Source organism: Paenibacillus solisilvae, assembly GCF_042656405.1.
Lineage (GTDB): Bacteria > Bacillota > Bacilli > Paenibacillales > Paenibacillaceae > Paenibacillus_Z > Paenibacillus_Z solisilvae.
In genome coordinates, this window is record NZ_JBHSOW010000079.1 from 36,264 (window position 1) to 61,340 (window position 25,077).

21 protein-coding genes and 1 pseudogene are annotated in these 25,077 nt (G+C 49.6%); 4 read left to right on the forward strand and 18 right to left on the reverse strand.

All coding sequences use genetic code 11. The features are described from left to right. Positions 1-21 precede the first annotated feature (21 nt). Entirely contained in the window at positions 22-1,098 is a 1,077-nt protein-coding gene (gene fni, locus ACFPYJ_RS20870) for a type 2 isopentenyl-diphosphate Delta-isomerase (RefSeq protein ID WP_379190149.1), read from the reverse strand. A 430-nt stretch (positions 1,099-1,528) separates the two neighbouring features. On the opposite strand from fni, the gene nagB reads away from it, so the two are divergent. Together nagB and nagA are read left to right on the forward strand one after the other, a co-directional pair. After that, positions 1,529-2,251: a glucosamine-6-phosphate deaminase gene (gene nagB / locus ACFPYJ_RS20875; RefSeq protein ID WP_379190150.1), complete on the forward strand. Its 723-nt coding sequence runs from the start codon at positions 1,529-1,531 to the stop codon at positions 2,249-2,251. A gap of 3 nt (positions 2,252-2,254) precedes the next feature. Continuing rightward, the gene (nagA, locus tag ACFPYJ_RS20880) at positions 2,255-3,445 is read left to right on the forward strand and encodes an N-acetylglucosamine-6-phosphate deacetylase (RefSeq protein WP_379190151.1); all 1,191 of its coding nucleotides are present in this window, start codon (positions 2,255-2,257) and stop codon (positions 3,443-3,445) included. A 79-nt stretch (positions 3,446-3,524) separates the two neighbouring features. Here the strand turns inward: nagA and ACFPYJ_RS20885 are convergent, their stop codons facing one another. The 8 genes from ACFPYJ_RS20885 to citZ form a co-directional block, all read right to left on the reverse strand. Further along, positions 3,525-4,457 carry a 6-bladed beta-propeller gene (locus tag ACFPYJ_RS20885; protein ID WP_379190152.1) on the reverse strand — a complete coding sequence of 311 codons (933 nt, stop codon included), beginning with the start codon at positions 4,455-4,457 and terminating at the stop codon, positions 3,525-3,527. A 278-nt stretch (positions 4,458-4,735) separates the two neighbouring features. Next, the gene (locus tag ACFPYJ_RS20890) at positions 4,736-5,539 is read right to left on the reverse strand and encodes a DeoR/GlpR family DNA-binding transcription regulator (protein WP_379190153.1); all 804 of its coding nucleotides are present in this window, start codon (positions 5,537-5,539) and stop codon (positions 4,736-4,738) included. Next, entirely contained in the window at positions 5,539-6,495 is a 957-nt protein-coding gene (locus tag ACFPYJ_RS20895; protein WP_379190154.1) for a sugar kinase, read from the reverse strand. The genes ACFPYJ_RS20890 and ACFPYJ_RS20895 overlap by 1 nt, the downstream gene beginning before the upstream one ends. Before the next feature lie 29 nt (positions 6,496-6,524). Continuing rightward, a complete protein-coding gene (locus ACFPYJ_RS20900; protein WP_379190155.1) occupies positions 6,525-6,956 on the reverse strand; it encodes a hypothetical protein in 432 nt (143 codons plus the stop codon). Between the two features lie 281 nt (positions 6,957-7,237). Then, entirely contained in the window at positions 7,238-9,448 is a 2,211-nt protein-coding gene (gene recQ, locus ACFPYJ_RS20905; RefSeq protein WP_379190156.1) for a DNA helicase RecQ, read from the reverse strand. 96 nt (positions 9,449-9,544) lie between these two features. After that, positions 9,545-10,486, reverse strand: a complete 942-nt coding sequence (mdh, locus tag ACFPYJ_RS20910) for a malate dehydrogenase (RefSeq protein ID WP_379190157.1) — start codon at positions 10,484-10,486, stop codon at positions 9,545-9,547. A 301-nt stretch (positions 10,487-10,787) separates the two neighbouring features. After that, positions 10,788-12,080 (reverse strand): NADP-dependent isocitrate dehydrogenase, encoded by a 1,293-nt coding sequence (icd, locus tag ACFPYJ_RS20915; protein WP_379190158.1) that lies wholly within the window; start codon positions 12,078-12,080, stop codon positions 10,788-10,790. A 150-nt stretch (positions 12,081-12,230) separates the two neighbouring features. Further along, the gene (gene citZ / locus ACFPYJ_RS20920; protein WP_379190159.1) at positions 12,231-13,343 is read right to left on the reverse strand and encodes a citrate synthase; all 1,113 of its coding nucleotides are present in this window, start codon (positions 13,341-13,343) and stop codon (positions 12,231-12,233) included. A 379-nt stretch (positions 13,344-13,722) separates the two neighbouring features. On the opposite strand from citZ, the gene ACFPYJ_RS20925 reads away from it, so the two are divergent. Next, positions 13,723-15,255, forward strand: coding sequence for a Ppx/GppA phosphatase family protein (locus ACFPYJ_RS20925; RefSeq protein ID WP_379190160.1), 1,533 nt, complete (start codon positions 13,723-13,725; stop codon positions 15,253-15,255). Here the strand turns inward: ACFPYJ_RS20925 and ppk1 are convergent. Beyond that, entirely contained in the window at positions 15,246-17,309 is a 2,064-nt protein-coding gene (gene ppk1 / locus ACFPYJ_RS20930) for a polyphosphate kinase 1 (protein WP_379190161.1), read from the reverse strand. The genes ACFPYJ_RS20925 and ppk1 overlap by 10 nt on opposite strands. A 309-nt stretch (positions 17,310-17,618) precedes the next feature. On the opposite strand from ppk1, the gene ytvI reads away from it, so the two are divergent. Beyond that, positions 17,619-18,737: a sporulation integral membrane protein YtvI gene (ytvI, locus tag ACFPYJ_RS20935; RefSeq protein ID WP_379190162.1), complete on the forward strand. Its 1,119-nt coding sequence runs from the start codon at positions 17,619-17,621 to the stop codon at positions 18,735-18,737. A gap of 67 nt (positions 18,738-18,804) precedes the next feature. On the opposite strand, the gene ACFPYJ_RS20940 is transcribed toward ytvI, so the two are convergent. The 8 genes and pseudogenes from ACFPYJ_RS20940 to ACFPYJ_RS20975 all read right to left on the reverse strand — a co-directional run. Beyond that, positions 18,805-19,197, reverse strand: coding sequence for an FxsA family protein (locus ACFPYJ_RS20940; protein ID WP_379190163.1), 393 nt, complete (start codon positions 19,195-19,197; stop codon positions 18,805-18,807). A 1-nt stretch (position 19,198) separates the two neighbouring features. After that, positions 19,199-19,714: an acyl-CoA thioesterase gene (locus ACFPYJ_RS20945; protein ID WP_379190164.1), complete on the reverse strand. Its 516-nt coding sequence runs from the start codon at positions 19,712-19,714 to the stop codon at positions 19,199-19,201. A 110-nt stretch (positions 19,715-19,824) separates the two neighbouring features. Further along, complete coding sequence (gene pyk, locus ACFPYJ_RS20950; RefSeq protein WP_379190165.1) at positions 19,825-21,576, reverse strand: pyruvate kinase; 1,752 nt, start codon at positions 21,574-21,576, stop codon at positions 19,825-19,827. 80 nt (positions 21,577-21,656) lie between these two features. Continuing rightward, a complete protein-coding gene (locus tag ACFPYJ_RS20955; RefSeq protein WP_379190166.1) occupies positions 21,657-22,670 on the reverse strand; it encodes an acetyl-CoA carboxylase carboxyltransferase subunit alpha in 1,014 nt (337 codons plus the stop codon). Beyond that, entirely contained in the window at positions 22,660-23,535 is an 876-nt protein-coding gene (accD, locus tag ACFPYJ_RS20960; RefSeq protein ID WP_379190167.1) for an acetyl-CoA carboxylase, carboxyltransferase subunit beta, read from the reverse strand. The genes ACFPYJ_RS20955 and accD overlap by 11 nt, the downstream gene beginning before the upstream one ends. Before the next feature lie 35 nt (positions 23,536-23,570). Beyond that, entirely contained in the window at positions 23,571-23,765 is a 195-nt protein-coding gene (locus ACFPYJ_RS20965) for a glutamate decarboxylase (RefSeq protein WP_379190168.1), read from the reverse strand. Positions 23,766-23,966: 201 nt separating this feature from the next. After that, the gene (locus ACFPYJ_RS20970; protein ID WP_379190173.1) at positions 23,967-24,452 is read right to left on the reverse strand and encodes a phosphatidylglycerophosphatase A family protein; all 486 of its coding nucleotides are present in this window, start codon (positions 24,450-24,452) and stop codon (positions 23,967-23,969) included. A 236-nt stretch (positions 24,453-24,688) separates the two neighbouring features. After that, a pseudogene (locus ACFPYJ_RS20975) lies at positions 24,689-25,077 on the reverse strand (DNA polymerase III subunit alpha); the annotation flags it as partial.

Genomic DNA, 25,077 nt, shown 5'->3' on the forward strand with positions numbered 1-25,077 from the left:
TCAGCTCGAGTCTCATACGCTTTATCGTTCTGTCAGTCTATCGGTGGCACGAAGCTCTCCGATCGTACGGACTCCAATGCCGAACATAGCTGTGCGGAGCTCAAATTCAATTTGCTCCATCTGCGCATGAAGCCCGCTTGTGTAATCATCCCGCTTGGCTGCGCCGCTTAGAAGCATCCGCCCATAACCGGCCAAATCAGCCCCAAGCGCCAAGGCTTTTGCCGCATCGGCTCCGCTGCACATACCGCCGCTTGCAATGATGCAGGCTTCAGGCAGGGCGGCACGTACATCACGCACGCATTCCGCAGTTGGAATCCCCCAATCCGCGAAAGCTTCTGCCGCTTTTTCACGAAGAGGGTCGCTCGAACGGTATTTCTCTACCTGACTCCAGGAGGTTCCTCCTGCTCCGGCAACGTCAATGAAAGCTACGCCCACAGCAGCAAGTGCTGCTGCCGCCCCGGCATCAATACCCCAGCCGACTTCTTTAATGCCTACCGGTACGCCGGCATAGCGGCAAACTTCACCGATTCGCGCCAGCAGACCGCGGAAATCCGTATTTCCTTCAGGCTGAAACACCTCCTGAAGACTATTCAGATGCAGGACGAGCCCATCCGCCCCGGCAAGCTCTACAGTCCGCCGGCACTCATCGACGCCATACCCGTAATTGAGCTGCACGGCGCCAAGGTTCGCTATCAGCGGTATAGTAGGCGCTTCTCTGCGTACGTCGAATGTATCGGCGAGCCGCTCATTCTCAATGGCAGCGCGCATGGAGCCGAGTCCCATAGCCCAGCCTCTGGCTTCTGCCGCTTCCGCTAACCGGCGGTTAATCGCTGAAGCTTCACCTGTGCCCCCGGTCATAGAGCTTACGAGCAGAGGAGCGCGCAGGCTTTTGCCCAGAAAAGAAGCTGCAGTATCTATCTCTTGAAAACTAATCTCAGGAAGTGCAGCGTGACGAAACCGGTATCGCCCGAAGCCAGTATCAACTCCTACACTCTGCACCTGCTCCTGCAAACAGATGCGGATATGCTCGCCTTTGCGCTTAACCGTCGTCTTGTACTGCTCTTCATTGTCCGGGCCATCTGTCCGATCTTCTGCCATCTGTATATCTCCTCCAGCTGAAATGCCACTGCTACTATGCTATTCATTGTTAACAATGCTTATATTCTGACAATACAATCATCTGCCCCGATTGTGTCACAACAGGTGTTCCGCCTCCAATGAGGCTCCGACCAACCATGCGAATGCTTCTACTATAACGCAGATTCCTACCTAAACGCCATATACGTCCAAACCATTTCCATGGCCCGAACAGTGGATGCGCAAAATCAGCAAACTGATTCCTTAACTTCCTGTGAATACAAGGTCCTGCCAGGTTCGGTACCCCATTTAGGACAAGCTAAGCTTCACCACTCTTTCCACATTATGATTGTATAAATCACTATAATGAATTTTTTAATCATTTTAATTGTCATAGATGTCGATTTGATTTACAATTAACTCAATACGATCAACTGGGAGGCGTTCACCGATGGAATTAAAATTTTTTGATACGATTTCTGAGCTTGACCAGTACGCTGCACAGCTGTTCGCAACCACACTTGCCAATAAACCACACGCGGCTCTGGGCCTTGCAACAGGCTCGACACCAGTCGGTATTTATGGAAAAATAATAGAGATGTACCAAAGAGGCGAGATTTCCTTTAGAGATGCAACTACATTTAACCTCGATGAGTATGTCGGTCTGCCGCCTGAACATGACCAAAGTTATGCTTATTATATGAAGCAGCATCTGTTTGCACATATTGATCTGCCAGGTAAGCAGGCTCATTTACCCAAAGGAACAGCCCCGGATCTGGCGGCTGAATGCAAAGAATATGACCGTATGCTTGAAGAACAGCCTGTAGATATTCAATTACTCGGACTTGGGCATAACGGCCATATCGGCTTTAATGAACCGAATGGAGAGCTTCAGGGCGGTACCCATATTGTCGAGCTTAAAGAGGAGACGCGAGAGGCGAACGCGCGCTTCTTCGGCTCCCTGGATGAAGTGCCGAAGCAGGCCGTTACGATGGGTGTTGGTTCGATTTTGAAAGCTCGAACTGTGCTGCTCGTCGTTAAAGGCGCTGATAAGGCCGAGATTGTAAAGCGGGCTCTGACGGGGCCAATTACGACAGAGTGCCCGGCATCCTTGCTGCAAACACATGCAAATGTTATCGTACTGCTGGATAAAGAGGCTGGGAGGTTGTTGTGAGATATGAACGAAGCTGCTGGTAAATGGCGTATTAATCATGTGAAAATGGTTATCGGAGATTCCATACTGGAAGGGCATCTGACGATCGAAAACGGAGTTATAACAGAAATTGCAGGCGGGAGCTGTGAAGGAGCTTCTGCTTCCGGTATCCCAACCATTGACGGCGATGGCGGCTGGCTGCTGCCGGGTTTTATCGATGTGCATGTTCATGGCGGCTATGGAGCTGACTTTATGGAGGCAAACAAGGATGCATACGATACAATAACCAAGTTTCACGCTTCTAAAGGTACAACCAGAATGCTGGCAACAACGGTCACGGCTTCGCGCGAGGATATTGATTCCGTACTTCGGGCAGCATCAGCATACATCCAGCATCCCATGCCTTATGCAGCGCTCGCAGGCGTTCACTTGGAGGGCCCATTCATAAGCGAACTGTGGCCGGGCGCACAAAACCCCAGCTTTATCTCGCCGCCCCGAGTGGACTGGCTGCAGGAATGGAACAAGCAGCATCCGAGCATCATCAAACAGCTTACCTTCGCACCTGAAAAGGAAGGCGGACTGGAGCTGGTCTCCTGGCTGGCTGAACAAGGTATAACAGCCGCCTGCGGACATACGGATGCGAAGTACGCAGACATTATCGCCGCAGCGGAGGCTGGACTTACCCAAGCCGTTCATACTTATAATGCCATGCGCGGCCTTCATCACCGCGAGCCAGGAACGCTTGGCGCTGTTCTGACAGAAGACCGTATCTATGCGGAACTTATTGCGGATGGCCATCATGTTCACCCTGCTGCAATACGGCTCCTAATGTCAGCCAAAACAACAGATAAAGTCATCCTTATTACAGATGCCATGTCTGCCGCAGGTCTCGGTGACGGGCAGTACGATTTGGGCGGAATGACCGTGGATGTCCTTGCCGGTGTCGCTAAACTGCGGGTTGGAGGCAACTTGGCAGGAAGCACCCTGACCATGATCGATGCTTTTCGCTTCATGCTTGCCAATACCTCACTAACCGTGCCTCAAGTGAGTACGCTTGCCAGCACCAACCCGGCCAAGCAGCTTGGACTGCTGCAGGAAACCGGAACCATAGCAATTGGTAAGCTGGCTGACCTTGTGTTGACGGATGAGACGTTTACGGCCGTTCATTCGACTTGGGTCAATGGCAAACAGATTTATAGCTCACAATCGTCCTAATCCTAATAAAGCCGACGGAGATACAATCACCGTCGGCTTTTTACTCTTTATGAAGACAGATAGCTGGTAAAAGCTTTTACTACTTCTGTCTGACTAATTTCGTAACCCGTCCATCGAAGATCCATTCTGCCACGTACACATCGCCGCGTGAATCCACGCACACACCGTGAGGCGAACTAAACTTATCAGGGCGGTAATAATCTTTAGGCAGGTTAGGCCAGCCTTGCTGCTTATAGGCCTGCTGATCTTCACCCAAGTGTGTGATGAGTCTGTCGTTCTTATCCAAAACAGTAATCCGGCTGTCTAAATCCGGCAGATAAACTTCATCACCAAAGAAATAGAAGCTGCAAGGGCGGTCCAGATCATGATCAATGAAACGCTTGTGCTCGCCTTCTAAGGTAAACACTTGAATACGATGATTAGCACGGTCAGCTACATAAATTTCCGGTTCGTCTCCGCGCAGATTAATTGAAATCCCATGAGGCTCGATAACCTGTCCCGGTTCCGAACCGCGTCCGCCCCAAGTGCGGATATAATTGCCCTTAGCGTCGAAATGATGAATATAATACTGGCCGTAGCCATCGGAAACATAAATATCCCCGTTTGGCGCTACGCACACATCCGTCGGCACGTAACGGCGCTCTGAATCATACAGGTCTGACCGGTCAGGAATCCCGATCTCCAGCAGTACTTTGCCATCTAAGGTTGTCTTCACGACAAGCGCCCGGTTCGTATCTGCGAAGTATAAGTACTCGATCCCGTCAGCATCCGTATGCAGGTAGAAACCGTGTGCCCCTCCTTCGAACTCCGCCCCCCAAGAGGTTATGAATTGACCTTCTTTATCAAATACTACAACGGCGTCTTTACTTGTGTTATGTACATACACATTGTCCTTAGCATCCACCACAATACCATGCGTATAGCCGTAAGTGATCCCTTCAGGCAGCTTTCCCCAGCCCTCTGCCACTTCATAGGAATGAGACGCATTTCCGACGATTCGTTTCTCAGACATAGCAATTCCTCCTCAAATTTGACGAAGTATCCTGCAGATTAACATTAACTTCGTATATCATCTGGTTCATAACGATCCTGTCAGCCCGCGAAAGCGCAAACAAAGACCGCCCAAGAGGAAGTATATCAAAATTAGCTCATAATAACAGGGATTATTCAATCTTTTTATCATTTTTTTGAGAAAGGAAAATAATTACAGCAATCTATAATCGTATGCCTCAATAAAAAATGCAATGCCACTGGATACAATTCCCAGGCTGACATTGCTTAACTAGTCGGTCAATCAGTCGAATGGCGCTCCTTGTCCGCAAGAAAGACTTGGATGCCGAAGGATTCCGCTGCTGCAGCAAGCTGCTGCGGGAGCGGCATGTCCGTAATGAAGCCCTGCAGCTCTGACAGGGGAGCAATCGAGAATAACGAGGTTCGGCCGATTTTGGTATGATCGAACATGGCATAGGTCGCTTGTGAACGGCGGATCATCGCTTTGGCGATTTGTGCCTCCTGCTCCGAATAGGTCGTAATACCGCCGGTTGAAGAGACACCGTCTACACCCAGGAACATTTTGCCAAGATTGAGCTGTCCGATCATTCCCTCGCCCAGCGGTCCGCACAGCTCAAAGCTGTTATGGCGCATCATGCCGCCGGTAACGACGACTTGAATATCGCTTCCGGCAAGCTCCATCGCCACATTGACTGTATTCGTGACTACGGTGATTCCCCTGCGCGTCTTGAGCAGCTTAGCCAAATAATAATTCGTCGTGCCGCCGGATAATCCAACCACGTCGCCTTCTTCAATTAAAGCAGCAGCAGCCTCCGCTATCCGTTCCTTCTCCAGGAAAGAAAGACCTTCCTTCTCGGCGAAGGGAAGCTCACGCACCGTGTTCATGCCATCGTACATAGCTCCGCCAATCGTCCGGATTACCGGCTCTGATTTCTCCATGAGCTCGAGATCCCGCCTTGCCGTGGCCTCCGAAACACCAAACCGCTCCACTACTTCTTGGATCGTAATTCGGCCCTGCCGCTTTAACAGGTTCATCACTTGCTCACGGCGCCGATGACCTTTGGACGATTGTGCATCTGCCATTACCGTTCCACCCAGCCTTTGTCATAGAGACGGCGCTCAACGGTCGGCCAATCAGGCAGCGCTTCCCAGTCCCCCCGCATTTGAACGACCAACGAGCCATTGATGCTGCCTAAACGTACGGCTTCCACCGGTGTCATCCCCTTCAGGATGCCTGCCAGAAAGCCCGAGCAGAAACCATCACCCGCTCCAACTGTATCTACGACTTTATCCGCCGGGTAGAAAGGCACTTCTACCGTTTGTCCGCCATCCATAACAACAGTTGTGTCTCCGACACCCTTCACTATGCTGATTGCTTTCAAATGCGACAGTTTGTCTTTGACTACTTCAAAATCATCTGTCTCGTAAAGCATCCGCAGCTCGTCCCAGCCCGGCAGGAAGTAATCCGCCTGCTCGGCCAGCGGCAATACGACACGCCGTGCCTCCTCGATGGACCACAGCTTAAGCCGCAGGTTCGGATCGAAGCTGATCTTAACTCCAGCTTCTTTAGCGGCTGCGACAGCCGCCAGTATCGTATCGCGGCAGTTTTCGCTTAATGCCGGCGTGATGCCGGTCACATGAAGCAGCTTGCAGCTTTTTATGTAATCCAAATCAAGATCACCAGTCTGCATTTGACTGGCAGCTGAATGTTTACGGTAATAGTGAACCGCCAGCTTGCCGGCAATCATTTCGCGGAACATCATGCCGGTTGGTGCAGAGGAAACCAGCTTCGCACGCGAAACGTCAACGCCTTCTCCACGGATCCGCTTCAAGATCGACCTGCCAAAAGGGTCGTCGCCCAGAGCGCCGAACCAGCCCACAGAGCAGCCAAGCCGGGCAGCCCCAATCGCTACATTGCTCTCAGCTCCTCCAAAGCTTTGTTCAAGTGAGGCTGCCCCTTCAATACCGCGGTACTCCTGCGGCATGAATAACGCCATCGTCTCACCGAATGTCAATAAATCCGGTGTAATCTTTGTCACGATTCTCCGCCCCCATTCAGCTCAGTAAATTATAGTTGTTTATAGATTGGAAATTTCATAAAGTAAATAATCACCAAGTAGATCAGTAGAATAATGATGCTTAGTACACGAGCTTTAGCAATATCGGAAGAAGCGCTTTTCCCGGTTTGAATGGATACCGCAATTTGCTTAAGCGGTTTACTTATAATACCGCCAAGTGCTGCAATCGCTAAGAAAAGGATCGTCACAATAATCATCCAGATTACTTTGTACTCCCCTTGCGACATCAAATATCCGCCAGTAAGCAGCTGCAGCACTAAAAAATACTGCGCAACCCGGTTTGCTGAAACAAGCCCCTCCGCAAGACCAGCCTGTCCACCGCCGTCAAGCTTGGAAGCGCGGCCAATAATAACCGGAAGCACGATATATAATCCCATCCCCGCTGCGCCAACCACATGCAAAAACAACAAAAAATCCGTCATTCATTCTCCTCCTAAAAGTTTTTGCGAGGCTATGCCTGGACATTCAAGAATACCTTGAATGTCTCGGCAAAAACTCGCTTCGGAAGCATCGGCATAGTTTTTGCGAGGCTCTGCCTGGACATTCAACCCTTGAATGCCTCAGCAAAAACTCGCTTCGTAAGCGTAAGCTTCGATTTTTGCGATACTTCCAAGTTTGTTCGATTCTGCCTTCAATCCGCTCTTTAACCTTTATTATCGTTTCAAGTATACTAGAATGGACAGCCAAATTCAAAGAGAACGGTTTATTCCGGCTGATGAGTCAAGTTATGTTTGACCATGACCGCCTTAATTGCAAAATAATCGATATCCCCGGGCAGTGCATCCTTGATCGGACGCAGCTTCTCCGCACCAATCGCGGCAATTGTCTCTACAATAAGCACCTCATGCTGCTGAGGGATAAAATCATCCCAATTGAGCGTTTCGCCTTCCTCGGCGCAGCGGAGCAAATGATTCTCAATCGTCACCCGGCTCATCCCGCGCAGCGCGGCAATATCGGCTATGGATTGACCTTCATTGTATATCATCAAGGTTTGCATATGACTCGATTGGCCATCTGACCGGGCCGGTTCACCAGAAATTTTGGCAGACGCGGCGGCTGGTTTGACCGTTTTAACGGATGCGGATCTGCTGCTGTCCGTTCCACTCTCCAATTGGGCTGAATGATCTCCACGATGATTCCGGACAAGCGCAATAACATCACTGCCGTACTTGCCTGCTTTTGCATTACCTACCCCTTTGACTTCAAGCAGCTGCTCGGTCACCACCGGCTGCCGGTCGGCAATCTCCCTAAGCGTTGCATCAGAGAACAACATGAAAGGCGGAATATGCTCTCGCGCCGCAGCCTCTCTTCGCCACTCTCTTAATGCTTCAAAGAGCGGTGAGTTCGCCGCTGATACAGCCGAGCTCTCGCTTGTTCTGCGTTTAACAGCAGCGGATTGTTTACGCGACACCGTTACTTTGCCTTCCAGCACAGGCAAAGCCTCTGCAGTCAGCGACACAGTCGGATACTCCCCTTCGCTAATTCGGAGATAACCTTCGGCTACGAGGTAATACAATAAATCCGTAATATCCTTCTCAACGTAATTACGCAGCAAGCCATAGGTGGATAGACGATCGAGGCCGAACTCAATAATGCGTTTTTCTCTGGAGCCTTTAAGCACTTTAGCCGCGAGTGAAACGCCGAATCTTCCTTTCAAGCGTCCCACACAGGATAACGCCTTACGTGAATCCTCTGTAATATCTACTCTCGCGCTAGTATCCAGGCAGTTGCTGCATTTGCCGCAGGAGGGTACATCGGCCTCCCCAAAATAACTAACGATAAACTGGAGCAAGCATCGATCTGAACGGCTGTAATGCATCATCGTATACAGCTTGTTTAATTGAATCGTTCTGCGCTCTGCATCCGCCGTACTGCGCTCAATGAGAAACCGCTGGACCTGAACATCCTGAGGCTCGAAAAGCAGCACGCATTCACTTTCCTCGCCATCGCGTCCGGCCCTTCCCGCCTCCTGATAATAAGACTCCACGTCCCCGGGCATCTGCCAGTGAACAACAAACCGGACATTCGGCTTGTCAATTCCCATGCCAAAAGCATTCGTCGCGACCATGACGCGGATTTCGTCAAAACGGAATTTTTCCTGCGCATCCGCTCTCTCCTGGTCACTCAGTCCACCATGATATTTGGCCGCCGGAACTCCTAATCGGTTTAAATCCTCACAAACTTCTTCCGCCTCTTTACGAGTGGCCGTATATACGATACCTGACTGATCCGGGCGCTGTGCCAAATAATCACGAAGGAATTTGCGTCTATCCGTTCCTGTTACGACCGACAAGGATAAATTCGTCCGTGCAAATCCGGTAACGAATACATTAGGTTTGCGGAGCCCGAGCATATCGGCAATATCCTGCGATACCTCCGGTGTAGCTGTTGCCGTGAAAGCTGCAACGGGCGGACGATTCTCCAGGCGGCCAATCCAGCTGGCAAGCTGACGATAGCTTGGCCGAAAATCATGTCCCCATTGGGAGACGCAGTGCGCTTCATCAATTGCTATGAGCGGAATATGCATTTGGCTGGCAAGCGATTCGAACATCGTTCCATCCAGACGCTCAGGCGCAACGTAGAGCAGTTTATAGACGCCCTGCGAGGTTTGCCTGACCACATCCCGATATGCAGCCGCATCCAGTGAGCTGTTCAAATAAGCAGCCGAGATACCCAGCCGGTTAAGCGCGTCCACCTGATCTTTCATGAGTGAAATAAGCGGCGACACCACAATCGTCGTGCCTGGGAGCAGCAGTGCGGGCAGCTGGTAGCAGACGGATTTACCTCCGCCGGTCGGCAGTATAGCCAAGGTATCCTTTCCCTCCAACAATCCGGAGATGATATCCTCCTGTCCCTTGCGGAAGGAATCAAAGCCGTACACCTGCTTCAACATTTGCCGTGCCTGATTACTCAATGAAACTCCCTCCTTTCATCGATGAAAAAATGAAGACCCTGACACGAATTAGTCAGGGTCCCATGTGCTTCACGAGGTCTGTTTCGAATTTGATCCTTAACCGTTAACAATCGCAATGACATTGCGAACGGAGACAGCTGATTTATCAAGCGCTGCTTTCTCATCTGCAGTCAGTTCAAGCTCAAAAACTTTCTCGATGCCGTCGCCGCCAAGGATAGCGGGCACACCCATAAACAGATTATCGTAACCATATTCGCCTTCAAGAAGGGCGATTACAGGTGTAATGCGTTTTTTATCTTTCAAGATAGCTTCTGTCATTTGCACAAGGGATGCAGCCGGTGCGTAGTAAGCACTGCCGTTACCGAGCAAATTAACGATTTCGCCGCCGCCAACGCGTGTACGTTGAACGATTGCTTCAATACGATCGGCCGGGATCAATTTCTCGATAGGAATACCGCCTACGTTGGAGTAACGAACCAATGGCACCATATCGTCGCCATGACCGCCAAGCACGAAGCCGCGAACATCTTCAACGGACACGTTCAGCTCTTCTGCAATGAATGTACAGTAGCGAGCAGTATCAAGTACTCCGGATTGGCCAATAACACGGTTCTTAGGGAAACCAAGTGTATTGAAAGCTACATAAGTCATGGCATCAACTGGGTTGGAGAGGATGATAACATAAGCATCCGGGCTGGTAGCTTTGATATTCTCACATACGGATTTCACGATGCCGGCGTTTGTATTAACCAAATCGTCACGGCTCATCCCTGGTTTACGAGCGATACCGGCTGTGATGATAACCACTTGGGAATCCTTCGTATCCGCATAGTCGGAAGTACCGATGATTTTGGCATCGATGCCTTGAACAGGTGTGGATTCCATCATATCAAGCGCTTTACCTTTAGTTGGGTTCTCCAGCTGCGGAATATCAACAAGCACGATATCTCCAAGTTCTTTTTGCGCAAGCATCAAAGCAGTAGTAGCACCCGTAAAACCAGCACCAACAACAGTAATTTTATTACGTTTAATCGCCATGATCGAATTGCCTCCAGTAGCTTTTATTTGATCTCGCGAGTCTTGATCTTGTCGTTGATCTTGTCTGTACATGTTCTACAATCGCGACAGCGATTATTCAAAGCCGCATCAAGCGGCTCTCCTCGAACACAGCAAGCGTGCCAATAACGCAATGTGAAGCAGTCCGTTATTGGCGTAAGCCCCTGCCCAAGCACCTTCAAGGCGCTAGTCCAGCTCCCACGTCAGTCAAGAGGGATTCCAAAGGGCAAAGCCAAAGCCCTTGGGGTCCCTCTTCCAGGGGAATTTAGGGGGTCATTATCAACTATAGGTTTGCAATAATTTCATCAGCAAACGCCGAGCATTTCACTTCTTTAGCGCCATCCATCAGACGGGCAAAGTCATAAGTAACGGTTTTGTTGTTGATTGCTGTTTCCAGACCTTTGTAGATCGAATCAGCAGCTTCCTGCCAGCCAAGGTGCTCAAGGAGCATAACACCTGACAAGATAACCGAACCAGGGTTTACAACATCAAGGTCAGCATATTTAGGAGCTGTACCGTGAGTGGCTTCGAAGATCGCATGTCCAGTCAAGTAGTTGATGTTAGCGCCTGGAGCGATACCGATACCGCCTACTTGTGCAGCAAGTGCATCAGAGAGGTAGTCGCCATTCAGATTCAATGTAGCAATAACGTCAAAATCAGTAGGACGTGTCAGAACTTGCTGAAGTGCGATATCCGCAATTGCATCTTTAACAATCAGCTTGCCGGCAGCTTCTGCATCTTTCTGAGCTTTGTTCGCAGCTTCAGTGCCTTGAGCTTCTTTGATGCGGTCATATTCGCCCCAAGTGAATGTTTTGTCAGCGAATTCTTGTTCAGCCACTTCGTAACCCCAGTTTTTGAAGGCGCCCTCTGTGAATTTCATGATGTTGCCTTTGTGAACGAGTGTAAGGGATTTGCGGCCATGTTTCAGTGCATATTCAATAGCGGAACGCACAAGACGTTTCGAACCTTCAGCAGAAACCGGTTTAATACCGATACCTGAAGTTTCAGGGAAACGGATTTTGTTAACGCCCATTTCATTTTGCAGGAAAGCAATAACTTTCTTAACGTCATCGGAGCCTTCTTGATATTCGATACCTGCATAGATATCTTCTGTGTTCTCACGGAAGATGACCATGTCAACCAGCTCAGGACGTTTTACCGGTGAAGGCACACCGGTGAAGTAACGAACCGGACGAAGGCAAGTATACAGGTCAAGCTCTTGGCGAAGTGCAACGTTCAGGGAACGGATACCGCCGCCGATTGGCGTTGTAAGAGGTCCTTTGATCGCTACGATGTATTCACGAATTGCAGTCAACGTATCTGCCGGCAGCCATTCTCCGTATTCATTGAATGCTTTTTCGCCGGCAAATACTTCGTACCAAGCGATTTTTTTCTCGCCGTTGTATGCTTTTTCAACAGCTGCGTCAAGGACGCGTTTGGAAGCCTTCCAAATATCGCGGCCAGTGCCGTCACCTTCGATGAAAGGGATAATCGGGTTACTAGGAACGTTCAGAACACCATTGTCAATCGTGATTTTGTCGCCTTCTGTAGGCATTGCGAATTTTTCGAGCTGCATAGTTGTTCTCCTTTTAGAAATGAATTTGTAGTGATGAGGCTAAATGGACCCTAACATAGCATGACGGGAGCCAACTTTGGCAGCTTCATAGGCGCTGCTCGTTGACACCCCGTCAGGGCGGCGGCTTCCGCTAACGGATCAGCGAACCGTTTAACGTTGAGCGATTGGTGTTACCTCTTGATCCACTGGACCTGTATACTCGGCACGCGGACGGATTAGACGGTTGTTCTCGTATTGCTCAAGAATGTGGGCCGTCCATCCGGATGCACGGCTGATCGCAAAGATTGGTGTGAACAGATCGCGCGGAATTTGAAGCGTTGTATAAACAGAAGCGGAGTAGAAGTCAACGTTAGGCTTCAATCCTTTTTGACCTGTTACCAGCTCTTCAATCTTAACGGACATTTCATAAAGCTCCATGTTGCCTGTCAATTTACCAAGCTCACGGGACATCTTTTGAAGATGCTTTGCACGCGGGTCGCCGTTTTTGTAAACACGGTGGCCAAAGCCCATGATTTTCACTTTATTCGCAAGCTTCTCGTTGATATAAGGCTCAACGTTCGCAGACGATCCGATCTCTTCAAGCATAACCATAACCGCTTCATTAGCACCTCCGTGAAGAGGTCCTTTCAAAGCGCCGATTGCTGAAGTTACGCCGGAATAAATATCAGACAACGTCGCCACGGTAACACGTGCAGCGAATGTAGAAGCATTCAATTCGTGATCCGCATGAAGAACGAGTGCTTGGTCAAGCGCTTTAACAGCAACTTGATCCGGTTCTTGACCTGTCAGCATATAAAGGAAGTTGTAAGCAATGCTTACTCCCTGCTTAGGAGCTACCGGTTCTTTGCCTTCGCGAATACGGGCGAATGCCGCAATAAGCGTAGGGATTTGAGCCTGCAGCTTAATCGCTTTAAGAATGTTCGCTTCTTTGGACATGTCGTTTGCAGACGCATCGTACAAAGCAAGGCTCGAAACTGCTGTGCGCAGCGCAGCCATGGAATTCGTATCTTTAGGATAAAGTTTCAATTGGTCAATTACTCCGGCAGGTACTGCTGCCAATTCGCCAAACTGTTTGACCAGCTGATCCAGTTCAGACTGGTTAGGCAATTTGCCGTACCAAAGTAAATAAGCGACTTCTTCAAAAGAAGCATGTTCTGCCAAATCGTCGATATCAATACCGCGGTATGTCAACACGCCATCGATAATGGAACTAATTGAGGATGTCGTAGCGACAATGCCTTCTAGACCTTTGGTTGCTGTCATGTTTCTCTCTCCTTTTAGCTCGTTTAAATATACGTTGTAATCAAAGCAGCGGCAGTTCCCAGGGCACTGTAATGAACAATTGCCAGAGCGCTTCGAGCTCAATTGCTCATGACGTGGATAACAAAAAAGGGCTTCGGTTCCGTATCATCGTTCTAATCATATCGGATTTCGGCAGGGAAGTGAATAAAATTGGACATAAAAATGCTTTATCGGCATCATAAAGTTTTTTTCTGCCATAATTGGTGCGCAAATGCTGCCATTATTTTTCCCTAAATCACTCCAATTAATCCAACCAAAACATTTCTTTTTGCATCGAGCGGACAAGTGGTAATATGTACTTTAGCAGAAAAAATAAGTTTTTTAAAACCGGAGGCTTCTCATGACTGAACAACGCATCGGCATTATTGACATCGGCTCCAACTCCATTCGCCTAGTTGTATACGAGCGGACTGCAACTGGGGCACATCGTGTCATTGATGGAAGCAAACGTGCGGCTAGGCTGAGCGAACAAATAGATGACACCGGCGCCTTGCCCGATAAAGGAATTGATGAGCTGGTGGCGACCATTAACCATTTTCGCCTCATATGCGCTCATCATCGAACGGGACATATCCGTGCGGTTGCTACTGCTGCTGTCCGCAATGCCTCGAACCGGGAGTATTTGCTTCACCGCATAGAAGCCGAATCCGGTCTGCCTATTGAGCTGATATCCGGAGAGCAGGAAGCGGGCTACGGTTTCCTCGGCATGATCAATTCCATGGATATCAAAGACGGGTTTCTGATCGATATCGGCGGCGGCAGCACGGAGGTTTCTGTTTTCAAAGACAGAACGCTCGTACAGGCTGTCTCGTTTCCTTTTGGCTGCGTAAGCTTGACACGCCGTTTCTCCTCCAAAGGCGTAGTTTCGGAAGATCAGCTGCGGGCGCTTGAGAAGCTTGTCGCAGAAGCAGCGGAACGTGAAGGCTGGCTCAAATGGTCTCCTGGTCTGCCTCTGGTAGGTGTGGGCGGAACGATTCGGGCGCTTGGCAAAGTCCATCAGGCTCATGTCAGATATCCATTTGAAAGCTTTCACAACTACCCTATGTCAGGTAAAGACACCGATGATCTGTTCGAGCTGATCCGCAAAGAGCCGCTGGATAAACGCAACAAAATTCCCGGTCTGTCTAAAGACCGTGTTGATATTATCGTACCCGGCATTGCAATTCTGCGAACCATATACCGGATAATCGGGGCTTCCACGTATATCATTTGCGGTGCAGGCCTTCGGGATGGTCTGTTCTTCTCCACAAGATTTCCCGCAAAACCGCGTATGGATGACGTTCTGACCTACAGCGTAAACAATATCGCCGCCCTTCATCCAGAAGCGCCCCAGCAGCATATGATGCAGGTGAATAGAGCCGCTCTGCAGTTATACGATTCGCTGAAGCAGGAGCCCCCTGTCTTTCCCGGGCAGGCGAGGCTGTGGATGGATACCGCCTCGACCCTCTATCGTATCGGAGCCAGCATCGATTATAACGATTACACGAAACACACCTTTTACTTGATGATTAATTCCCATATGAACGGATTGACCCATAGGGAAATTCTGCTCTGTGCCGGAATAGCTTCTTACAAAAGCAAGAATCGGGCAAGGCAGCTGGCAGCGGCTTATAAGCCGCTGCTAAGCGAGGAAGACGTGATGATGATATGCCGGCTGGGTTCCCTGCTGCAGCTCGCTGTAGCGCTTGATAGGAGCCAGACGCAGGCCATCGGCCGCCTGGTGATCGAGAACACGGGCGGCAGGCTTCTTCTGCGTGCTGTTCGTGCCGATGGCTCACTCGCTGTAGAGCGCAAGGAAGTGGATACATTAGCCGGCGACTTCAAAAAAATGTGGGGCCTGACTCCCGTCCTCTTGCTGCCCGACTACAGGTAGCTCTTCCATTTACGAATTGTTTTCGCCTCGAACTGGCTTCTGAACGGCGGCAGCTCATTCCTTACAGGTACGTAATCGCCGCTAGGCTGCAGCTCACGTGATTTGATATTATCATTGAGGTTCAGCTGAAGCACATTCACAAGCATTTTACGCAGCCTTGCGTCAAACACAGGACACATCAGCTCGATCCGGCGGGTCAAATTCCTTGTCATCCAGTCTGCACTGGATAAGTACAGCTCTTCTTCTCCCCCATTAAGGAAATAGATAATCCGGGAATGCTCCAGATACCGGTCGACGATGCTAATGACTCGAATATTCTCGCTAAGCCCTGGAACTCCAGGTCTTAGACAGCATACACCGCGGATAATTAACTCAATCTTAACACCCGCTTGCGAAGCTTCGTACAGCTTATCGATCATCTCTTGATTCGATAGGCTGTTCATTTTTGCAATGATATGCGCCTTTCTCCCGGCAATCGCATGCTCCTTCTCCCGGTCGATTAAGCCAAACAGCTTCTGCTTCAAATCCGTCGGAGCAACGCCGAAGGCCTTCCATTCGTAAGGAGATGAATAGCCTGTGACCTCATTGAACAGCGCTGAGGCATCCGCACCTATGATCGGATGAGAGGTGAACAGACCAATATCTGTATAAAGCTTGGCCGTATTATCGTTATAATTGCCCGTACCGACATGGACATACCGGCGCAGCATATGCTGCTCTCTGCGAACGACAAGTGTGATCTTGGCATGTGTCTTCAAGCCGACCAGACCATAAACAACATGACAGCCTGCCTTCTCCAGCTGGCGCGCCCATGCAATGTTGCGCTCTTCATCGAATCTCGCCTTCAGCTCAACGACCACCGTAACCTGTTTACCGGCTTCGGCCGCTTTAGCTAGCGCTTGTACAAGAGCAGACTGGCCGCTGACACGATAAAGTGTCATTTTGATTGCCAACACATCCGGATCATGAGCCGCATCCGTCACGAAATCATTCACAGCATCGAAGGACTCATACGGATGGTACATCAATACATCTTCTTGCCGGAGCAGGGCGAACATATCATCCGTCTCCTCAAGCTCATGCGGATAAACAGGCTCGATACGGTCATATCTCAGCTGCTCGAAGCCTTGAAGAGAGCCGGCAAACCGCATTAGAAAAGTTAAATCGAGCGGTCCGTCAATCTCAATCATATTATCTCCCTGCTCGAGCTCTTCTTTAAGCATCTGAAGCGCATAGGGGTGCATCCCCTTTGCATACTCCAGTCTTACCGGCATCCCCCAGCGGCGGCGGCGCAGCTCCTTCTCGATCTCTTCGAGCAGGTCTTCCGCACCCTCTTCGTTTAACGTCAAATCCGCATTTCGCGTGAGACGGAACGGATTCACATCTATCATCGTATATCCATTAAATAGCGTATTAATATTACGTTCGATGAGATCCTCAAGAAGCAAAAAGTCCAGCTTCTTACTTGCAGGCCGTCCCGGAACGGGAACAAAACGCTGAAGAATGGAAGGAACTTGAACAATTGCGAAAAAAGGTTCTTCTTCAGGTGGCATATTTTCACGCCCGAGCAGTATGGCTAAATAGAGCTCTTTCGTATGAAGCAGCGGAAATGGACGGCTCTGGTCCACAGCCATCGGAGTGAGAACCGGGAATACGATTTCGTGAAAATACCGATCGACTGCTTCGAGCTGAGTGAGGTTCAATTCATCTATAGAGCGAAAGCAAATGCCTTCTCTTTCCAGTCCTCTCAGTACTTCGCGGTAGGTGCGATATTGATCAGCAACCATTTGGGAGGCCCGTTTCATAAGCCGTTTCCATAAACCGGCAGGTGTATAACCGGTAAAATCCTTCTTGGTATAGCCGGCTTTCATTTGATCCTGGATGCCTGCCACTCGGACACTCATAAATTCATCGAGGTTGCTGGACATGATGGATAGAAATTTAGCCCGCTCCAGCAGGGGAGTATTTGGATCCTGAGCCTCTTCGAGAACCCTTCGATTAAACTCAATCCAACTTAGATCGCGGTTGACATACTGGGACAATGGTTTATTCATGCGAATCCTCCTGATAAAAAAATGCCGAGTATCTCTATTATGTAGGTTCACTATTTGCAATATGTTATAGAATTGTAAATACAGCGTAAAGTCTGGGTTCTCATTTGCGTTTTATTGGTAAACATAAACCGGCATGTTACAATATGACATAGAATATTGTGCATGGATCGGCGCAGGCTTCACTTCGTGAAGCTCAGTAACAACTTCGTGAAGCTCAATAACGCTTTCGAGGCCAGCTTCACTTCGTGAAGCTCTGTAACGCTTTCGATGCCAGCTTCACTTCGTGAAGCTCTTACTAGGAGGGATCAAATGGACCGCATTGTTTGGAGGCGTATTGGCCGTTCACTGCTTGTTCTGCTGGGAATTGCAGTATTTGTACTTGCGCTCATTTATGTCACGCCGCTTGTTTATCCGTTCATAATCGGCTGGCTGCTTGCTTATTTTGTCAATCCGGTCGTTAACATGCTGACCCGGAAGCTTAAATTTCCGCGTTGGCTGGCCGTTTGCGTAACCCTTCTCCTGTTTGTAACCAGTGTGATTACGATTGCCACCGCTCTGGTCACCAAAATGGTCGTTGAGATCATTCATCTCTCCAAATCGCTCAATTCAACCATCGAATGGTGGCGGGAAAAGTTTCAGGCCATTATCGCATCGCCTGACATTCAAGATTTGATTGGCAAAGTCAATGACTTTTACAAGAACAACCCCAGCTATCATGAGACCATTAACGCACGCATTTCCAGCACCGCCAATCTGCTTGCAGAGACAAGTACATACGTGATTACTTTTATCTTAAACGGAGTCGTCAATTTGATCTCATCTCTGCCTAATGTGGCGACCATTATGGTCGTCGTGATGCTCGCCGCTTTCTTCATCGGCAAGGATTGGTACCGTCATCTTCACAAAATGAAGGATTGGTTCCCTGACGGCATCCGGAAGTCAACAAACGCAGTTTGGACAGATTTGCAAAAAGCATTGTTCGGTTATTTCCGCGCCCAATTCATTATGATCTCTATTACTGCGGTTGTTGTCATTATTGGCCTGTCGATTCTGCGGGTCGATTATGCCATATCCATCGGTTTGCTCATCGGACTTGTCGATCTGCTCCCTTATCTGGGTGTAGGAGCTGCCATGGTACCATGGATCGCTTTCACCTTTATCTACGGCGACATTAAGCTTGGTATTGGATTATCGATTCTATATGGCGTCATTCTCGTTACAAGACAAATTCTGGAGCCGAAGGTTCTGGCCAGCAGCGTTGGACTGGATCCTCTCCCGACTCTTATCGCGATGTTTGTCGGACTGAAACTCTTTGGCGTCATAGGTCTTATTATTGGACCCGTATCGCTCGTTATTCTGTCCGCTATTCATAGGGCGAATGTATTTAAAGACTTATATGCCTTTATTATGAAGGGCGCTGCCAAATAAATCCATTCAAAGCAGTTCCTGCTGTGATCAGGTCAACGCCGATCATCCTTGGGAGCTGCTTTTTATTTTACCTTCTTCGGATGATGAAGGATCCATTACGAAGCTTCTTCTCCAGAAACCGCAGCATCTGAAGACGATAGAACGGGCGGGTGAGCGGGAATAATAAGGTAATACCGACAATATCGGTCAGAAACCCCGGAAGCATGAGCAGCAAACCGCCTATGAGCACACATAATCCGTTAAGCATTGCATGGCCTGGAGGCTGACCGGACTGAAGCTGCTGCTGCACATCCAATAATGCCTTGCGGCCTTCTGATCTTGCAAATTGTGCACCTGCAAAGCCGGTTAACAGAATCAATAAGAATGTCGCCCAGCCGCCAATCCAATGTCCCATCTTGATAATGCCCCAAATTTCTACGGCAGGTATGATAATAATTGCCGCTATTATCCATCTCAGCATGCTAATTACCTCCCTCGATTACAAGCGTCCCGTCGGCTGCAGGCGCAAGCAGCCTGTGCAGCTCAGGCATAGCTTTGTCCAGACGCGAAGGCTTAAACTGCGCATTCACCCATACATGCTTCGTACCGCCTTTGACCAGCAGCTCGCCTGCCGGCTCAGCTCCTAACCATAACTTAGGCAGGCCTGCTTCTTCGCCTACGCTTATTCGTCTGACTTCAGAACGGAACGATATCCGAATCGGTGAGAAGCTCTCGATGGCGGTGCAGACCACAACAAGATCATCATAGCGGGCTGGCGATACATAGCTGCAGGACAAATCAACTACCGGAAGCAGCATCCCCGCTTGCTCGATCTTTTGATAAGACATCCCAAGCGTTCTTACGAACTCCGTACGGCCAATTTCAAACCAGGTCACATAGTTCCCGTGAAATACGACTCCCATTTGATCGGTTTCTTGATATCTCACTCTGAGTGCATGCAAATGCCATATCGCAGCATCCGGCTCTGTCAATCTCATCACAACCTTCCCAACACTTAATAGGCATAAGATGAACAAAAGCGACGGTGCCCTCGCACCATCGCCCCTGTATGTGTATTGTCAAAGCTCGATATTCTTGCTCAGGTTTCTTACAGCACTTTTGCTTGACCGGAGTAGATAATTCCCACTTCCGCATATACCGTTACTTCTGAACCGTCATGAAGAAGTTCAAGAGCGTGCTGTACGCCAAGAATGACTGGGATACCCAGATTCAAAGCTACGATCGCAGCATGGCTCGTGATTCCGCCCTGCTCCGTAATAACAGCTGCAGCTTTTTGAATCGCCGGCATATACTCCTTGTCCGTCGAAACGGTAACTAGAATGGAGCCTTCTGTTGTTTTTTGGATCGCTTCCTGCGGCGTACGTGCCACGACTACTCTTCCTGTCGCGCTTTGCGTACCGATACCTTGTCCTTTTGCGATCATTTCACCGACCGTGTGGATCTTGATTAAGTTCGTGGAACCTGAACGCCCCACCGGTACACCAGCAGTAATAATAACCGTATCACCTAATTTAACGTTACCGGAATCAATTCCGCCGCGAACCGCGATATCGAACATTTCATCCGTTGTTTCAGCCGATGTTCCAAGCACTGGAACAACACCCCAAGTCAATGCAAGACGGCGCATGACAGGCTCAATAGGCGTTACAGCAATAATTGGCGATTTCGGACGGTATTTGGATACCATACGGGCCGTATATCCGCTCTCAGTTGAAGTGATAATCGCTTTGGCCTGCAGATCCAATGCGGAATTAGCTACCGCTTGGCTGATTGCTTCTGTAACCGTTGTTTGCTGCGCATTGGCCTGCTTCGTGAAAATCTCACGGTAGTCAAGAGCGGATTCCGCACGAACGGCGATACGGGACATCGTTTGAACGGATTCAACCGGATATTTACCGGCAGCAGTCTCGCCTGAGAGCATAATTGCATCTGTACCGTCAAATATCGCATTGGCTACGTCGCTTGCTTCTGCGCGGGTTGGACGCGGGTTGCGCTGCATGGAATCGAGCATTTGAGTTGCTGTTATAACCGGTTTACCTGCGCGGTTACATTTTTGAATCATTTGTTTTTGAACGAGCGGCACTTCTTCAGCCGGAATTTCTACGCCCAAATCACCGCGCGCAACCATCAAACCATCAGAAACTGCTAGAATCTCGTCAAGGTTATCGACACCTTGCTGGTTTTCGATTTTGGAGATGATTTGGATATGGCTGGCATTATGCTTCTCAAGAAGCTCGCGGATTTCAAGCACGTCCGTCGCTTTACGGACAAAAGAAGCTGCAATGAAATCAACATTTTGTTCAATACCGAACACGATGTCATTGGCATCCTTCTCCGTGATACCAGGCAGGGAGATATGCACTCCCGGAACATTGACGCCCTTCTTGCTTTTGACCGGACCGCTGTTCACAATGCGGCAGTGAATTTCTGTGCCTTCAATGCTCTCAACGGTAAGGCCGATCAAACCATCATCGATTAGGACCGTCGAACCCACATGAACATCAGCAGGCAAATTGGAGTACGTAACCGGAATGCGGCTGCGGTCCCCTATGATTTCTTCAGTTGTCAGTGTAACCGTTTCGCCTTGTACAAGTTCAAACTCATCCGCCAGCTTGCCAAGACGAATTTCAGGACCCTTCGTGTCAAGAAGGATCGCTACGGTTGTGCCAAGCTCGCTGCATGCTTGACGAATGTTCTTGATCCGGTTGCCATGCTCTTCGAAATCACCATGCGAGAAGTTAAGACGAGCTACGTTCATTCCGGCGTTGATAAGCTTCTTGGTGTTTTCAAGTGATTCACTTGATGGTCCGATTGTACAGACAATTTTCGTTTTGCGCATAATTAAATTCCATCCTCCATTTGGTACAGCTGTGACTTTAATTTGTATGATTTAAGCTTGTACTGTACAAGCATATATCTCTAGACTTGTGCCGACTCGACAGACTTGACAATCTCCGCGGATGTTTCAGTCGATACAGCCGGCGATTTAAACTTGCCTACCTTACGGAATTTCTCATAGCGATCCGCAATCAGCTGATCGGCAGATAGCTTAGAGAGCTCCTCCAGATGGCGCCAGACCGCTTCCTTGATTGTCTCGGCTTGTACGGCCAAATCACGATGCGCACCGCCCTGAGGCTCGGCTATAATTTCTTCGACGATACCAAATCCAACAAGGTCTTCCGCCGTGATTTTCATTACGGATGCCGCTTCATCTGCACGGGATGCATCTTTCCACAAGATTGAAGCTGCACCATTAGGCGAGATAGCGGAATAAATCGCATTCTCAAGCATCAGGACCCGGTTGCCTACACCCAATGCCAAAGCACCGCCGCTACCGCCCTCGCCAATAACCACGCAGATAATGGGAACTCCCAATACCGCCATCTCACGGAGGTTTCTTGCGATAGCCTCGGATTGACCGCGTTCTTCTGCCGTATTGCCCGGATAAGCGCCCTTCGTGTCGATGAACGTCACGATCGGACGGTTGAATTTATTCGCCTGCTGCATGAGCCGCAGTGCTTTACGAAACCCTTCCGGGTGGGGACTGCCGAAGAAACGGGCAATGTTGTCCTTCGTATCTTTGCCCCGTTGATGGCCGATTACCGTAACGGGAACACCATTCAGCTTTGCTAAACCGCCGACAATCGCAAGATCATCCGCAAACAGCCGATCCCCGTGAAGCTCAATGAAATCACTGAAGATGGTGTGAATGTAGTCAAGCGAAGTGGGACGGCTGTGGTGACGCGCCAAATGCATCTTCTGTGCCGGCGTCAGCTCGCTGTAAAGCTTTTCTTGCTGATTCTTGCATTTTTCTTCCAGAAGATTAATCTCATCTGTAAAATCAATGCCTGATTCCAAACTGATTTTCTTCAGTTCTTCGATTTTCTTTCGCGTCTCGTTAAGCGACTTTTCAAACGGCAACTCACCCGCCATGGGCGATATCCCCCTTTACAGCATGCATTTCAAGCAGCTTTGTAAGTAGTGACTTCAGCTCTTTGCGATGCACAACTTTGTCAAGTTGGCCATGCTGCAGGTTGAACTCAGCGGTCTGAAAATTATCAGGGAGCTTCTGACGAATCGTCTGCTCAATGACCACCCGGCCGGCAAAACCGACCAGAGCGCCGGGCTCGGCCAAATTGTAATCGCCCAGCATGGCAAAGCTCGCGGAAACACCGCCCGTCGTCGGATCCGTCATAACGGAAATGTAGAGCCCTCCGTCACCTTGGAACTTCGCCAGGGCGGCGCTTGTCTTCGCCATTTGCATTAAACTCAGAATGCTTTCCTGCATTCGGGCGCCGCTCGAGGTTGAGAAAATAATCATCGGCAGCTTCTTCGCATGGGCTTGTTCGATGGCGCGCGTGATTTTCTCGCCGACAACGGATCCCATGCTCCCTGCAAAAAAGTCAAAGCTCATGAAAGCAGCGACGACCGGCAATCCGCCGATCGTCCCTTGTCCCGTAATAACCGCATCCCGTAATCCGGAGCTCTTCTTCTGAGCCTCCAGCTTGCCTGCATAACCTGGAAATTGAAGAGGATCTTCGGATTCCAGTTCAGCATCAAACTCTTCGATTCGTCCTTCATCCAAAGTGACGGCTATTCGTTCTCTGGCATTCAGACGAAAATGATGTCCGCAGCTGGTACAAACTTTGAGATTCTTCTCAATCTCTTTACTGAATTGAATATTGCCGCATTTAGGGCATTTCGACATTAAACCTTCAGGAATATCCGGCTTCGTGCGCGGCTGCTGTCCGGAAGGGATTGTCGCATATTTTCTTTTATGAAATAAGTCCTTGAACACAAGTGACACCTCTTTGGGGGCGCAGTAGTTTGAAACTATCTTTGCGAATTCAAAATATGGTTAAGTACTTCCTGCACTTCTTCAAGTTCTCCCGACGGGACCAAAATTTCAAACTGCTGTTTGGACATATTGATCGGTCGAATCTTAACGAGAAACCCTTCCTGGGTCAGCCGGTTTTTGATGCTCTCCGCAATTTTTGCCGTCGGCGCGATATAGATAACCGTCCACATGAAAGGAACCTCCTGAGCATAATTAGAAAATCGATCCGCAGCATGAGCGTGAGAGCAGGCATCGTCACACAAACTCATGGTATCTAGGCATATGATGTCATAATGATACCATATGTTTTGTTTTAATCGCAACGGCACAAGATTGGAAACGAGGAGAGCGCTTTTTTCCGAATCGGTATCTTCCGTTTTCTTGGGGAAATTTCAGGACAGACCGTACCGGTTGGCCTTGGGATCCTGATGAGCAATTCGGGCGGAAGCGGCAGCGGCAAGACCCGCTACGAGATCGTCCAGAAAAACATGGACATGCCTGCCCTTCTCATTGAGCTTGCGAATAATGCCCGGCTTTACTTTATCCAAATAACCGAAACTTGTTAAGCCGATCATGCCGTAGACATTCGTAATGCCCATCGCTAACGTCTCATCCACACCGTACAAGGATTCATCGGCTTCCATAATGGCCTGAAGTGGCTCCGGGAGAAGCTTGCGCTCCGCTAATTCATCAAGTGCAATACCGGTAAACAGCACATACTGCACCTCTCGTTTATTCAAGACCGCCAAAACGCTCTCTTCACATTCTTGTAACGTCAGGTCCGGATTATACGGCAGCTGCAGCGTCCAAACGATATCCGCTACATCACCGACTGTCACACCTCGTCTTTCAAGCCACTTCTCCATCTCGGACGCCATGGATTCATCTCCCCGCATCAGCTTGTACGAAATGCAGGGAGATCGACCAAAATGAAAGCCTGGTCTGCCCGCTTTAATTCGTTCAAGCAGTGAATTCGGATTTTCACCTATACCATAGGCCAATGTATGATGAAAGCTCCGTGTCTCCTAAATGTATGCGGACTGGGAAAAACATGTGCATGTCAAATTTTGTGCATATATCCAAGAGCAAGGCAGACGGTTCTCAGGAGATCTATCTATTTAACCACAGCTGAACCCTTTCCGAAAATCGTTTCGATTTGGACAAGCAGCTGAGGGGATGGCTTTATGCGGTAAGCATCGCTCAGTACCACCGTTTTCTGTTCGCTTTCGTAGAACAGAACGGTTTCAAGCGCTCCGGCACTGCCTGCCAGGAGCGACTTAAGCTGCTCCAGCGCGGCCGGCTTATCGCGGCCGGCCGCGAGCTTGACGTAAAGCCGCTGCTGCCGCTTCCCTTGCACAGCGGCTTTCACAGGCGGCGCTGCCGCTGCTGCGGCGCTGCTGCGCGGGCCCGCAGCAGGAGCTGGCCGCGCCGCTCCGGCTGCGCCGGAGGCCTGCGGCGCAACCGCCGAAGGCGCCGCGGGCCGCGCTGCGGCTGGCCCGCCTG

What these genes read in the sequence shown, in the direction of transcription:
- fni (WP_379190149.1), bottom strand. Translation starts at nt 1,098, where the DNA reads ATGGCAGAAGATCGGACAGATGGCCCGGACAATGAAGAGCAGTACAAG.
- nagB (WP_379190150.1), top strand. Translation starts at nt 1,529, where the DNA reads ATGGAATTAAAATTTTTTGATACGATTTCTGAGCTTGACCAGTACGCT.
- nagA (WP_379190151.1), top strand. Translation starts at nt 2,255, where the DNA reads ATGAACGAAGCTGCTGGTAAATGGCGTATTAATCATGTGAAAATGGTT.
- ACFPYJ_RS20885 (WP_379190152.1), bottom strand. Translation starts at nt 4,457, where the DNA reads ATGTCTGAGAAACGAATCGTCGGAAATGCGTCTCATTCCTATGAAGTG.
- ACFPYJ_RS20890 (WP_379190153.1), bottom strand. Translation starts at nt 5,539, where the DNA reads ATGGCAGATGCACAATCGTCCAAAGGTCATCGGCGCCGTGAGCAAGTG.
- ACFPYJ_RS20900 (WP_379190155.1), bottom strand. Translation starts at nt 6,956, where the DNA reads ATGACGGATTTTTTGTTGTTTTTGCATGTGGTTGGCGCAGCGGGGATG.
- mdh (WP_379190157.1), bottom strand. Translation starts at nt 10,486, where the DNA reads ATGGCGATTAAACGTAATAAAATTACTGTTGTTGGTGCTGGTTTTACG.
- icd (WP_379190158.1), bottom strand. Translation starts at nt 12,080, where the DNA reads ATGCAGCTCGAAAAATTCGCAATGCCTACAGAAGGCGACAAAATCACG.
- citZ (WP_379190159.1), bottom strand. Translation starts at nt 13,343, where the DNA reads ATGACAGCAACCAAAGGTCTAGAAGGCATTGTCGCTACGACATCCTCA.
- ACFPYJ_RS20925 (WP_379190160.1), top strand. Translation starts at nt 13,723, where the DNA reads ATGACTGAACAACGCATCGGCATTATTGACATCGGCTCCAACTCCATT.
- ppk1 (WP_379190161.1), bottom strand. Translation starts at nt 17,309, where the DNA reads ATGAATAAACCATTGTCCCAGTATGTCAACCGCGATCTAAGTTGGATT.
- ytvI (WP_379190162.1), top strand. Translation starts at nt 17,619, where the DNA reads ATGGACCGCATTGTTTGGAGGCGTATTGGCCGTTCACTGCTTGTTCTG.
- ACFPYJ_RS20940 (WP_379190163.1), bottom strand. Translation starts at nt 19,197, where the DNA reads ATGCTGAGATGGATAATAGCGGCAATTATTATCATACCTGCCGTAGAA.
- ACFPYJ_RS20945 (WP_379190164.1), bottom strand. Translation starts at nt 19,714, where the DNA reads ATGAGATTGACAGAGCCGGATGCTGCGATATGGCATTTGCATGCACTC.
- pyk (WP_379190165.1), bottom strand. Translation starts at nt 21,576, where the DNA reads ATGCGCAAAACGAAAATTGTCTGTACAATCGGACCATCAAGTGAATCA.
- ACFPYJ_RS20955 (WP_379190166.1), bottom strand. Translation starts at nt 22,670, where the DNA reads ATGGCGGGTGAGTTGCCGTTTGAAAAGTCGCTTAACGAGACGCGAAAG.
- ACFPYJ_RS20965 (WP_379190168.1), bottom strand. Translation starts at nt 23,765, where the DNA reads ATGTGGACGGTTATCTATATCGCGCCGACGGCAAAAATTGCGGAGAGC.
- ACFPYJ_RS20970 (WP_379190173.1), bottom strand. Translation starts at nt 24,452, where the DNA reads ATGGCGTCCGAGATGGAGAAGTGGCTTGAAAGACGAGGTGTGACAGTC.